At 64.7% G+C, this 11,416-nt stretch carries 15 protein-coding genes; 7 read left to right on the forward strand and 8 right to left on the reverse strand.

Features of this window, described 5'->3' with window-relative positions; genetic code table 11:
- Nucleotides 1–86 precede the first annotated feature (86 nt).
- Nucleotides 87–1,097: a LacI family DNA-binding transcriptional regulator gene (locus tag AC1ROK_RS09970; protein WP_492846310.1), complete on the forward strand. Its 1,011-nt coding sequence runs from the start codon at nucleotides 87–89 to the stop codon at nucleotides 1,095–1,097.
- Nucleotides 1,098–1,255: 158 nt separating this feature from the next.
- The gene (locus AC1ROK_RS09975; protein ID WP_492846312.1) at nucleotides 1,256–1,843 is read left to right on the forward strand and encodes a GyrI-like domain-containing protein; all 588 of its coding nucleotides are present in this window, start codon (nucleotides 1,256–1,258) and stop codon (nucleotides 1,841–1,843) included.
- A gap of 250 nt (nucleotides 1,844–2,093) precedes the next feature.
- Here the strand turns inward: AC1ROK_RS09975 and AC1ROK_RS09980 are convergent, their stop codons facing one another.
- The 7 genes from AC1ROK_RS09980 to AC1ROK_RS10010 all read right to left on the reverse strand — a co-directional run bounded on the left by AC1ROK_RS09980 (nucleotide 2,094) and on the right by AC1ROK_RS10010 (nucleotide 7,878).
- Nucleotides 2,094–2,528, reverse strand: a complete 435-nt coding sequence (locus AC1ROK_RS09980) for a DUF6691 family protein (protein WP_492846314.1) — start codon at nucleotides 2,526–2,528, stop codon at nucleotides 2,094–2,096.
- Nucleotides 2,528–2,956: a YeeE/YedE family protein gene (locus AC1ROK_RS09985; RefSeq protein ID WP_492846316.1), complete on the reverse strand. Its 429-nt coding sequence runs from the start codon at nucleotides 2,954–2,956 to the stop codon at nucleotides 2,528–2,530. Before AC1ROK_RS09985 ends, AC1ROK_RS09980 begins: the two co-directional genes overlap by 1 nt.
- 160 nt (nucleotides 2,957–3,116) lie before the next feature.
- Entirely contained in the window at nucleotides 3,117–4,418 is a 1,302-nt protein-coding gene (locus AC1ROK_RS09990) for an MFS transporter (protein WP_492846318.1), read from the reverse strand.
- 68 nt (nucleotides 4,419–4,486) lie between these two features.
- A complete protein-coding gene (locus AC1ROK_RS09995; protein ID WP_492846320.1) occupies nucleotides 4,487–6,244 on the reverse strand; it encodes a SulP family inorganic anion transporter in 1,758 nt (585 codons plus the stop codon).
- Nucleotides 6,245–6,250: 6 nt separating this feature from the next.
- Nucleotides 6,251–6,577 (reverse strand): protein tyrosine phosphatase family protein, encoded by a 327-nt coding sequence (locus tag AC1ROK_RS10000; RefSeq protein WP_492846322.1) that lies wholly within the window; start codon nucleotides 6,575–6,577, stop codon nucleotides 6,251–6,253.
- A 42-nt stretch (nucleotides 6,578–6,619) separates the two neighbouring features.
- The gene (locus tag AC1ROK_RS10005) at nucleotides 6,620–6,976 is read right to left on the reverse strand and encodes a protein tyrosine phosphatase family protein (protein ID WP_492846324.1); all 357 of its coding nucleotides are present in this window, start codon (nucleotides 6,974–6,976) and stop codon (nucleotides 6,620–6,622) included.
- Nucleotides 6,977–6,978: 2 nt separating this feature from the next.
- The gene (locus tag AC1ROK_RS10010; RefSeq protein ID WP_492846326.1) at nucleotides 6,979–7,878 is read right to left on the reverse strand and encodes an MBL fold metallo-hydrolase; all 900 of its coding nucleotides are present in this window, start codon (nucleotides 7,876–7,878) and stop codon (nucleotides 6,979–6,981) included.
- Between the two features lie 96 nt (nucleotides 7,879–7,974).
- On the opposite strand from AC1ROK_RS10010, the gene AC1ROK_RS10015 reads away from it, so the two are divergent.
- The 5 genes from AC1ROK_RS10015 to AC1ROK_RS10035 all read left to right on the forward strand — a co-directional run bounded on the left by AC1ROK_RS10015 (nucleotide 7,975) and on the right by AC1ROK_RS10035 (nucleotide 10,686).
- Nucleotides 7,975–8,316, forward strand: a complete 342-nt coding sequence (locus AC1ROK_RS10015; protein ID WP_492846328.1) for an ArsR/SmtB family transcription factor — start codon at nucleotides 7,975–7,977, stop codon at nucleotides 8,314–8,316.
- A complete protein-coding gene (trxC, locus tag AC1ROK_RS10020; protein WP_492846330.1) occupies nucleotides 8,306–8,755 on the forward strand; it encodes a thioredoxin TrxC in 450 nt (149 codons plus the stop codon). Before AC1ROK_RS10015 ends, trxC begins: the two co-directional genes overlap by 11 nt.
- A gap of 112 nt (nucleotides 8,756–8,867) precedes the next feature.
- Complete coding sequence (locus AC1ROK_RS10025) at nucleotides 8,868–9,371, forward strand: EF-hand domain-containing protein (protein WP_492846333.1); 504 nt, start codon at nucleotides 8,868–8,870, stop codon at nucleotides 9,369–9,371.
- A 99-nt stretch (nucleotides 9,372–9,470) separates the two neighbouring features.
- Nucleotides 9,471–9,953 (forward strand): cytochrome b, encoded by a 483-nt coding sequence (locus AC1ROK_RS10030; RefSeq protein WP_492846335.1) that lies wholly within the window; start codon nucleotides 9,471–9,473, stop codon nucleotides 9,951–9,953.
- Nucleotides 9,954–10,056: 103 nt separating this feature from the next.
- Nucleotides 10,057–10,686: a peroxiredoxin gene (locus tag AC1ROK_RS10035; protein WP_492846337.1), complete on the forward strand. Its 630-nt coding sequence runs from the start codon at nucleotides 10,057–10,059 to the stop codon at nucleotides 10,684–10,686.
- A 166-nt stretch (nucleotides 10,687–10,852) separates the two neighbouring features.
- On the opposite strand, the gene AC1ROK_RS10040 is transcribed toward AC1ROK_RS10035, so the two are convergent.
- Nucleotides 10,853–11,281 (reverse strand): alpha/beta fold hydrolase, encoded by a 429-nt coding sequence (locus AC1ROK_RS10040; protein WP_492846339.1) that lies wholly within the window; start codon nucleotides 11,279–11,281, stop codon nucleotides 10,853–10,855.
- Between the last annotated feature and the right edge of the window lie 135 nt (nucleotides 11,282–11,416).

An 11,416-nucleotide genomic window follows, 5' to 3' on the forward strand; every position in this document is an offset into this window, starting at 1 on the left:
AACACTCGGCATTGGATGGGACGGGATATTGCCAAGCCACGTTGAACTGTGGGAGCGATCGTTCCAGGCTGCGCAAGGGCAACAGCATGACAGCAGGCAAGGGCCGCAAGGACCTGCCCACCATGATGGATGTGGCAAGGACGGCGGGGGTCTCGAAGTCGACCGTGTCGCGGGCCTTCACGCAGCCGGGCATGCTCGGCGCGGAAACCGTGGCGCGCATCCTCGAGATCGCCAGCAGCATCGGCTATGTCCCCAACCACACCGCCCGGGCGCTGAGCACCGGGCGCTACGGCAATGTGGCGCTGGTGGTACCCGATGTCGCCAACCCGTTCTTCCCGCCGCTGATCCGCGCGGCGCAGATGGAAGCGGATCGCTCCGATTTCTGCGTGTTCCTCGGCAATTCGGACGAGAGCTGGCGCCAGGAAGACAAGCTGGTCGACCGGTTCCTCAGCCAGGTCGAAGGGCTGGTGCTGTGCGCCTCGCGCCTCACCGATGAGCGGATTCGCGCCCATGCACTGAAGCGCCCGCTGGTGCTGGTCAATCGCGATGTGCCGGGGATCCCGCGCGTCTTGATCGACAGCGCCATCGGGGTGCGCGAGGCGATCGCCCATCTGGCCGAGCTCGGCCACCGGCATATCGTCTATATCAGCGGCCCGTCGAGCTCATGGTCGAACCAGCAGCGCCGCGCCGCGGTGCGGCAGGGCGCCCGGCAGCACCGGCTCGAGGTCAGCATCGTCGCCGCGCGGGTGCCGAGCTATGAAAGCGGGCGCGCCGTGGTGCCGGATATTCTCGCAACCGGCGCCACCGCCGCCATCGCCTTCGACGACCTGACGGCGCAGGGCATCATGACCGGCCTTGCCGATCAGGGCGTCAGCGTGCCCGCGGATTTCTCCATCGTCGGCTGCGATGACGTCTTGGGCGCCGCGACCTACCCGTCGCTGACCACGGTCTCCAACCGCTCGGACGAAACCGGGCGGGCGGCAATGTCGCTGCTGCTCGACATGCTCGGCTCGCGCGCCGTGGGTGACGCCCGGGTTACGCTCGACACCTATCTGGTCATCCGCAACACCACGGCGCCACCGCCGGGTCGAAAGTGAGGCCGAGTGGGCTCGCCCGCGCTGGCGCTAGGGCACCGGCCCACACGACGCAGTTAAACGGTCGCGACGTTGCCACTGCCGGCGATCGACTTGATGACGATCAAATCGAGGGCCTGGTCGGGACGCTAGCCTCACCGCGTGATCGTGCGAGGTTCCAGATGCGCTTCAACAAAGTACTGCCTCTTGTGTTGCTCGGCCTGCTCGCCCTGCCCGTCGGCGGGTCCACTGCAGCTTCCGCGCAGACAATGGAGACTGGTGTGAAGATCACCAGCGTCCAGCTTTCCGCCCAGCCGATGGTCTACGTCACCGCGACGATTTCGATGGCCGAGATTCCGGCATTCATGGGCGCCGCGTTTACGACGCTCGACCAGTTCCTCGGCACATCCGGGGTGGCCGCACTCGGGCCGCCGATGGCCGTCTACCACGACTGGTCGGGCGACAAGACCGCTGTCGATGTCGGCTTTCCGGTTTCTTCGGCCGATGCCGCGAAGGCGGGCGACGGCGTGCTCGCCGGCATGACTCCCAACGGGTACGCGCTGAAGGTCGTCCATATCGGCCCCTATGAGGAGTTTCCGGCGATCTATGCCGCAATCGGCGCGGCAATGAAGGAGGCGGGCATCCCGGACAGCGCGCGCATGTGGGAAGTCTACCTCAGCGAACCCGGCGTCACGCCGGCCGCCGAGCTGGTCACCGAGATTTACTCTCAGGTCGCGGCGGAGGATGCCGCCAAGTTCCCGGCCGAGTAGCGTCCGTTGTGAACAGCAGCAACTGCCTGGATTCGGTTCCACCCGTCCGGGCGCCCTCGTTGCCCGCTTCGGGAACGCTGGCCATCCGACGCTTTCTCCGGCCGGTCTCGTACCGGAACATGCCCGCCGCGCTCCTGCCAGCGGAACTGCAGCCAGACGCCAGCAGCTTGCCGATGATGATCGATGGTGTGCGCAGCGGGTCGTCCCCGCCGTAGGAGCGGCTTTTGCGAAGCCGCTCCAGGCGCGAGCGTCAGGCCACGGCACGCCGAGCTGAGAGGGATCTCAAGGCGTTTGCCGCGAGCATTCCGCCGATCATCGACGCAACGAAGATGAATGGCGCAGGCGCCCCGGACCCAAGCGCCGGAATTGCCCCACCCGGACAAAAGCCCGACAGGCCCCAGCCGATGCCGAACAGGGCGGAACCGCCGATCAGCGGCAGATCCAGTTCACGCTTGGTCGGCAGGTGGAACTTTGGTTCGAACGCCGGCGCAGGGCGCCGCAGAACCAGCCTGTAGCCGATGAAAGTCACCACGAGGGCCGACAGCATCACCAGCATCAGGCTGGGGTCCCAGTTGCCGAAGATATCGAAGAAGTTCAGGACTTTGGCGGGATTGCCCATACCTGAGATGGCAATGCCGGCGCCAAAGCCGAGGCCAATGCCGGCCGCTGAAACAATGCGGAGCATCAGAAGCCTCCCAGAAGATGGCGGACCACGAACACGGTGGCGAAGGTTGTTGCGAGGAATGTTGCGGTGGCCACGATGGAGCGAGGGGAAAGGCGGGCCATGCCGCAGACGCCGTGCCCCGAGGTGCAGCCGCCTCCGAAGCTCACCCCCACGCCGACGAGCAGGCCGCCCGCGATGATCGCCCAGGCGGGCAGTTCCGACTGCACCGGCACCGCTGTGCCCGTCAGCAACAGAATCCCGATCGGCGCAGCGATCGCGCCGAGGAGGAAAGCGGCACGCCAGGCCCAGTCTCCCTTGGGGGAAATGAGACCCGCCACGATCCCGGTCATTCCGGCTATCCTGCCGTGCAGGGCCATAAGGGCAACGGCAGCAAGCCCGATCAGCGTGCCGCCGAGCAACGCTTCAATTGGTGTAAAGTTGGTCGTCATATACCTGTCTTCGGTTCGTCATCGGCCCGCCGGGCCAGTTCGCGAATGCTTCGCGGCTGCTGATGTTCGAATGTTCTAATGTATCAAAGCGGTGATCCTGTTGATTGTGGTGGGGCAATGAGCAGGCCGAGGCGCGGAGCTGACGCGCGCAAGCACGACCTCAGAGCGCAGGCGGGTCGCCGGAAACACCGGCAGCGAGGCTGGGATGAGTTTCCCCCATCCCCAACGTCAGCCAGAGGGCGGACAGCGCCATGGCCAGTCCGGTGAACCAGAAGCCCGCCTCGAGAAGTCCGGATGCGTCGGCCAGGATGCCCATGGCGACCGCGCCGATGGCGTAGCCGAGATCGCGCCAGAAGCGGTAGACGCCCAGCGCCGAGCCTCGCCAGTTCGGCGGGGCAATATCGCCCATTGCGGCCATGAGCGTCGGATAGAGCAATGCCATGCCCACTCCGATCACGGCCGCGGCGATGGACCATTCGAGGGGGGTCTTGAGGGCGGGAAATGCAAATACACCGGCCGAGCAGATCAGAAAGCCGGCGACGGTTGGCCACTTGCGCCCGACGCGATCGGACAACGGGCCCGTCCAGAGCTGACTGCCGCCCCAGACGAAACCGTAGATGCCGGTGATCCACCCAATCTCAATCAGGCTTGCGCCCTTCGAGACGAGAAAGACCGGCACGAGCGCCCACATCAAGGCGTCGACGAATTTCTCGACGCTGCCGGCCTGCGCCAGCGCCATGAACGTCCGGTTCTTCCAGCTGACGAGGGCAAAGACCTCACCGGTAGTAGGGTGCTCGGGCGCATCGACAAAGCGTGGCCTGGGTCCAGTCTGAACTCCCGCCTTGTGGCGGGCCGCCTCTGCCCTGGCGTGGGGCAGTGTTTCAGTGAACGCCGTTAGCGCGGCCAGCAGCGCCGCGATTGCGATGACCAGACCGAAGACGAACAGGCTGAGGCGTGGATCGAACAGGCTCGCCAGGTAGCCGGTAACCACCCCTGCCAGCGCAACCCCGCTGTAGCCGGCGAATTCGTTTATGCCAGTGGCCAGGCCGCGCTGATCCGCCCGCACGATGTCCATCTTGGCGGTGACCGTCATCGACCAGGCAAAGCCTTGATTGATGCCCAGCAGCATGCTCGCGCCGACGATCCACCACCAGTTGGAGGCGAAGAGAATGACGAACGGGATCGGCAGCGCGAAAAGCCAGCCCCAGATCAACACCCTGCGCCGACCGACACGCTCCGCCAGGCGCCCGGAGACGAAGTTCATCGTGCCCTTGACCACCCCGAACGACACCACGAAGGCAAAGACGGCCAGCATGGAGCCCCTGGCGACCCCGAACTCGCTTTCCGCCAGTGCCGGGATAACGGTGCGTTGCAGGCCGATGGTAAGTCCGACGAAGAACACCTGCAGCAATTGCTGGAGGAATGGCGTCAGGTTCTGCCTTATGCCCAATTGGTAGGACATGCGCCTCTTTCTGCCGAGTTGTATCCGAAAGGTGAGCAGGAGCCTTGCGGGGTCCTGGCCGTGCCGGCTCAGCCAGCGACCACGAGGACCGGCGCGGCAGGCTTCCCCGACTCGGCGGACGCCTCCCGCACGATGGCCTGCACCGCCTGATGCTGGCTCAGGTGCACTCGCCCCTTCAGATGCGCGAGGAACTCCGTTCCCTCCAGCCGGTCCATCACCGGGCCCTTCACCTCCGACAGGTGCAGCCGCACGCCCAGGTCGGCGAGCTGGTGCTGGATGGCCTCGAGACTTTCGAGCGCCGACATGTCGATCGCATTGACCGCCGAGCACATCAGCACGACGTCCTTGACCGCGGGATCAGCCGCGACGCGGTTGTAGATCAGGTCCTCGAGGTAGCGGGCATTGGCGAAGTAGAGGCTCTCGTCGATCCTGATGGAGAGCAGGCCGGGCACGGTATCGACCTTGTGCCTCAGCACATTGCGATAGTGCTCGGTGCCGGGAACCTGGCCGACAACGGCGGCATGGGGCCGCGACGAGCGGTAGAGGAACACCAGGATCGATGTGCCCACGCCGAGCGAAATGCCGGTCTCGACACCCAGCAGGAGCGTTCCGGCGATGGTGATCAGCACGGCAAGGAAATCCGCCATGGAATAGCGCCAGGCGCGCTTGAGGATCGAAAAATCGACCAGCGTCAGCACCGCAATGACGATCGTGGCGGCAAGCGTGGCCTTTGGCAGGATGGCGAGGAACGGTGTCAGCAGCAGGGTGGCGAGCGCGATGCCGACCGCGGTGAAGGCACCCGCTGCCGGGGTCGCCGCGCCGGCATCGAAATTGACCACCGAGCGGGCAAAGCCCCCGGTCACCGGGTAACCGCCGCCGATGGCGGCCGCGATGTTGGAGGCGCCCAGGCCGATGAGCTCCTGGTTGGGCGCGATGCGTTCGCGCCGCTTGGCCGCGAGCGTCTGGGCCACCGAGATCGATTCAACGAAGCCGACGATCGAGATGATCAGCGCCGGCACCAGCAGCGCCTGCACCGTTTCGAGGTCGAAGCGCGGCAGTGACAGCATCGGCAATCCCTGCGGCACGGCGCCGACCAGCGCGACGCCCTTGGCGCCGAGTTCGAACAGGGCCGAAGCGCCCATGGTGAGGAACACCACGAAAACCGGCCCGGCGCGCACCAGCACCTTGGCGGCGCCCTCGGGCACCTTGAGGCGCGTGAGCCCGTGCTTGAGGCTGGTCCGTATCCACACCAGCAGGCCCAGCGCGAACAGGCCGACGGCGACGGTGTAGAAATTGATGTCGCCCAGGCTTGAGGCGAGCGACTGGATGATCTCCGGCAGGGTCTGGCCCCTGGCGGAAATTCCCAGGAGGCCGCCCAGTTGGCCGGCGGCGATGATGATGCCGGAGGCGGTGATGAATCCGGAAATCACCGGATGGGACAGGAAGTTGGCGACAAAGCCCAGCCGCAGCACGCCCATGACGGCCAGCATCAGGCCCGACAGCAAGGCAAGCAGCACCGCGGCGCTGGCATAGTCGGTGGTGCCCTCGGCTGCAAGCCGCCCCACTGCCGTCGCCGTCATCAGCGACACGACGGCGACCGGACCGACGGCGAGTGACGTCGAGGTGCCGAAGATGGCATAGGCCACCAGCGGCAGCACCGATGCGTAAAGACCTACCTCCGGCGGCAACCCAGCCAGCAGCGCGTAGGCCAGCGATTGCGGGATGAGCATGATGGTCACGATCATCGCCGCGACCAGGTCACTGGCGAGGGTCTGCCGGTTGTAGCGGCGCCCCCAATCGAGGATGGGCAGGTAGGTCTTCAGCATCCTGGTCTAGTTCCGCAGCGTTGCGTAGAGGTTGCCGGCGCGGGCGCCGGAGCGGCAATAGCCGAGGACGGGGCGCGGCATCTGCTCCATCGCCTGGTGGAAGCGGTGGATCTGCTCCTCGCCCACCATGCCCGAAACCGGAATGTGGACGATCTGCAGCCCGTGCCGCTCAGCCTCCCGTGCCACCGCATCGAAGCTGGGCTGGCCGCCCTCCTCGTTGTCGGGACGGGCGCAAACTATCGCCCGGAAACCAGCCGCGGAAATCTCCGGGATCTGGTCGGGGGTGATCTGTCCGGTCACGGAGAACTGGTCATCGATCTTGCTGACCCGCACTGTACTTACTCCTGATCTGGTCTTGACGAACGGCCACATGGCTCAGGATCGCAGGGCAGCGCCGTAGAGCGAGCCGGCGCGGGCGCCGGAGCGGCAGTAGCCGTACATCGGCTTGGGGAGGTTCTTGAGGGCCGCCTTCATGGCCTTGACCGAACCATCCGAGATGCCGCCCGAAATGGGGATGTGCACCGACTTCATGCCGAGCTTTTCCGCCTGGGCCGAAATCTGCCGGAAGCTTGGCTGGCCCGGCTCCTCGTTGTCGGGGCGGGCGCAAACGATGGACTTGAAGCCGGCTGCGGCAAGCGCCTCGATCTGGTCCGGCTGAATCTGTCCGGCGACGGCGAAGTTGGGGTCGATAGTGCGGTAGTTCATCTGGTTGGCTTTCTTGAAGGGCCACATGGTCACAATCCGTTGACGGGGACTTTGAGGAAGGTCTTGCCAGCTTCGTCCTTGGGAGGAAGCTGCCCGGCCCGCATGTTGACCTGCAGGGAGGGGATGATCAGTTTGGGCATGGCGAGCGTGGCGTCGCGCGCCTCCCGCATCTTCACGAAGGTGTCTTCGTCCGCGCCCTTGCCGACATGGATATTGTGGTCGATCTCGTCGCCGACGGTCGTCTCCCACTGGATCTCGCGGCCGTTCGGGCCGTAGTCGTGGCACATGAACAGTCGCGTCTCACGCGGCAGTTCGAGCACCCGCTTGATCGAGCGATAGAGGGTCCGCGCGTCGCCGCCGGGGAAGTCGGCGCGGGCCGACCCACCATCCGGCATGAACAGCGTGTCGCCGACAAAGGCGGCATCGCCGACGACATGCGTCATGCAGGCCGGGGTATGGCCGGGCGTGTGCATGACATAGGCCGTCATGGTGCCGATCCGGTAGCTGGCGCCGTCGGTGAACAGTTGGTCGAACTGGCTGCCGTCGCGCTGGAACTCGGTGCCCTCGTTGAACACCTTTCCGAAGGTGTCCTGAACGATGGTGATGTTCTCGCCGATCCCCAGCTTGCCGCCGAGCCTGGACTGGATATAGGGCGCCGCCGACAGGTGGTCGGCGTGCACATGCGTCTCGATCAGCCACTCGAGCTTCAGGCCGCGCTTGCGGATGTAGTCGATGATTGCATCGGCATGTTCGTAGCTGATGTGCCCGGAGGCGTAGTCGAAATCCATCACGGAATCGAAGACGGCGCAGGCCGGCGAGGCCGGGTCCTTGACCACATAGCTGATGGTGTTGGTGGCCGGGTCGAAGAAGGCGGCGACGTCCGGCTTGACCGAAAGGTCGGGCGTGAACGGGATCGGTGAACTCGTCATGGTATGTCTCCATCGGCGGGGATCTGGACACTCCTCGGCGGAGGCGTCGTCCAGTCTCTGGTTGACAGATATATTCGAATATTCTAATATGTCAATATGAAAGCGATCGATTTGGAACCACGGTCCGCCGATGCCGCCGAGCTGCTCGCAGCGATGGCCAACCGGAAGCGACTGTTGATCCTTTGCCACCTGCTCGACGCCGAGTTGAGCGTGCGGGAGCTGGCGGCGAGCGTCGGCCTGGCACAGTCGCCGCTGTCGCAGCACCTGTCGAAGCTGCGCCTGTTGCATCTGGTCTCGGCGCGTCGCGACGGGCAGTCGATCCGCTATCGGCTGGCTTCCGACGAGGTCGAGCGACTGCTCTCGACCCTGCACGGGATCTACTGCGCCGCCGCGCCCCCGAACCATTCCCTTCAGTTGGAGAACCAGCATGAGCACTGAACAGCGGGTCGTTTGCACCGGCTGCGGCTCGACGAACCGGCTTCCTGTCGAACGTGGAGCAAAGGACGCAAAGTGCGGGACATGCGGAGCGCCGTTGTTTTCGGGCCGGCCCAGCGATGTCGGTGGAGCCGCGTTCGACCGCCAGGTCAGAAAAAGCACTGTTCCGGTGGTCGTCGATGTCTGGGCTCCGTGGTGCGGCCCGTGCCGCGCCATGGCGCCCGAGTTCGAGAAGGCAGCGCAATCCCTCGAGCCACGCGCCAGGTTCATCAAGCTCAATTCCGACAACGAGCAGCACATCGCCTCCCGGCTCGGTATCCGCAGCATTCCGACGATGCTGCTGTTTCGCGAGGGCAAGGAAGTCGGACGGGTGTCGGGCGCCATGTCGGCCGAACAGATCGGTCGCTGGCTCGGCGAACAGCTCGGACCCTCCAGGCGGTAGCAGACCGCCTTCCTTCAAATGATCATTGTGACCGCCCCGGTGCCTTGATCTTGGTCAAGGGCCGCCAACGCCGCCGCGATAGCATCGCTCGACAAACAGAAGAGGTGACGAGATGAAACGCATACTCACAGCTGGCATCACCGTTCTGCTGGCGACCACGATGCTCGTTGGCGTGGCCTTCGCGCAGCCCCGGGGCTTCGGGCCGGGTTTCGGCTACGGCATGGGTGCGGGATACGGCATGGGCATGATGGGTCAGCCCGGCCGGGGTCGCTCCATGATGATGGATGCAAACGACGACGGCACCGTCAGCGCCGAAGAAGCCGCTTCGGCGGCCGACGAGGTCTTCACCGCGATGGACGCCGATGACGACGGCAAACTGAATAAGGAAGAATACATGGCCGTGCGCATGGGGCCGCAATTCGGCTTCAACAGCGAACGACAGGCGGCGATGCAGAAGGCCAAGGAAGATCGCTTCACCGCCATGGACGCCGACGCCGATGGTAACCTCACCAAGGAAGAGTTCCTCAACGCCGCCCAGGCGCACCATACGGCCGCGGACACTGATGGAGACGGCAAGGTCTCGCCGTGGGAGCATCGTCGGCAGAACTGGAACTGATGACCCGGGTCGGTCGGGTTCGTGCACGGCGCGAGCCCGTCCACCGCGCCTTTGGCGGACATGTAACCCCGGAACTCCCAATCACTGGAGCATGCCTTGATGGCGCCCGCGACTTATTCCAAGACGCAGATTGCCCTGCACTGGATCGTAATGCTCCTGGTGCTGTTTCAAATCGTCGCGCACGATGAAATCGTGCGGCTGTGGGCTGGTCGGATGGACGGCACGCTGCCGAACGCCGCCACACCGAATGTGCATGTCGCAGTAGGAGTGCTGATTTTCGCGCTCGTCGGCTGGCGCCTCGTGCTTCGCCTCAGGAGGGGCGTCCCTGCCCTTCCAGCCAACGAGCATCCGCTTCTGAAGGTGGTGGCATCGGGCACGCACGCCCTGTTCTACGTGTTGCTGATCGGCATGCCGCTGTCCGGCGCCACGGCCTGGATCCTCGGCTTCGGCCCGGCAGCCCAGGCGCACTCAGTCGCCGAAAAGCTGCTGATCCTGTTAATCGCCCTGCATGTACTGGCGGCGCTGGCGCAGCACTTCTGGTTCAAGACCGACGTGCTGAAGCGGATGCTCGGCAGCGCCTAGAGCATTTGGTCGCGCAGCTCACCCCCATAGTACCGGAGCGGTCGCGACTGCCCCGGTACGCCAATCCCAATTCGCGCAACTTCACACACAAGGAAGCAACAGCATGTCACTTCACATCGGCGACGTCGCACCCGATTTCAGCATCGACACCTCCAAGGGCCCAATCAGCTTTCATCAGTGGGCAGGCAGTTCCTGGGTGTTCTTCTTCAGCCATCCGGCCGACTTCACTCCCGTCTGCACCACCGAAATGGGCCGGACGGCCCAACTGGCCGACGAATTTGCCAAGCGCAACACCAAGCCGCTAGGGCTGTCGACCGACACGGCCGCCGAACACCTCAAGTGGATCGCCGACGTCAACGCCACGCAGCACACCAGTGTCGAGTTCCCCATCGTCGCCGATGCCGGCCTCGCGGTAGCCAGACTTTACGACATGATACACCCTGCACAGAGCACCACCGAGGCGGTGCGGTCGGTGTTCATCATCGATCCCAACAAGAGTATCCGGCTCACCCTCACCTATCCGATGAATGTCGGGCGCAACTTCGACGAGATCCTGAGGGTCATCGACGCCTTGCAGCTTGCCGATGCCAACAAGGTGGCGACGCCGGCCGACTGGCGGCCGGGCGGCAAGGTCATCATCCCGCTCTCGGTCACCAATGACATGGCCAAGGAAAGATTCCCGCAGGGCTGGGACGCACCTCGCCCATACCTCCGGCTCACCGAGATCAAATAGGAACGGCTCGGGAAGACTGCACGCCTTGACTACATGCTGAGCTCTGCATGGCGCTTGTGAGGCAACTAGAGCAGGATTGCGTTTCGTTGCATCGCACTCCTGCTCCAAGTCCTTGTTTTGGCGCGAGATCGAACCGGAAAGGTCTGCAACCTTTCCTGATCTCGCTCTAGGCGTATCCGATCTCTTTCAGAAAGCCATCGATCAGGGCAAAGGACTCGGCATCGTGCCCCACGCCGATATGGCCGCCATCGGGATAGATGTATGCCCTGGCGCCGGGGACGCGCTCCCCGATGTAGCGGGCCGCTGCCGCGGTCCCGAATCCATCGTCCTGGTAGGACACTGCCAGCGTCGGCGCGGCAATCGTCTCGATCGCCATCGGCGCCGGGTTGCCGGCGAGCCGCGCGTCGTTGAGCAACCCGTCAGCCCGAAGGCTGACAGGCAGGATGGCCTCGAGGATATGTCGCGCCCGCGCCTGCTCGGCCGCATCCGCCGCCTTGACCAGGGCGGGTTTGGTGGCAAGCAGGGCTTCGGTCAGCAGGTCGGGCAAAGTGGTGATCGCCAGCCAGAAGAGAAAATCCGATCGCAGCGCGGCCATGGCCATCTGCATCTGGTCCGGCGGCACCGACTGGACCGGCGTGTCCCGGGGAACATAGTGTTTAGTCCGGGTACATCGCTTACAGGTGTTCGGAGACATAGCTGACAGGTTTGTGCAGGCTTGGTCGTTCCATTG

This window comes from Devosia sp. GW821-FHT12F11 (genome assembly GCF_058806655.1).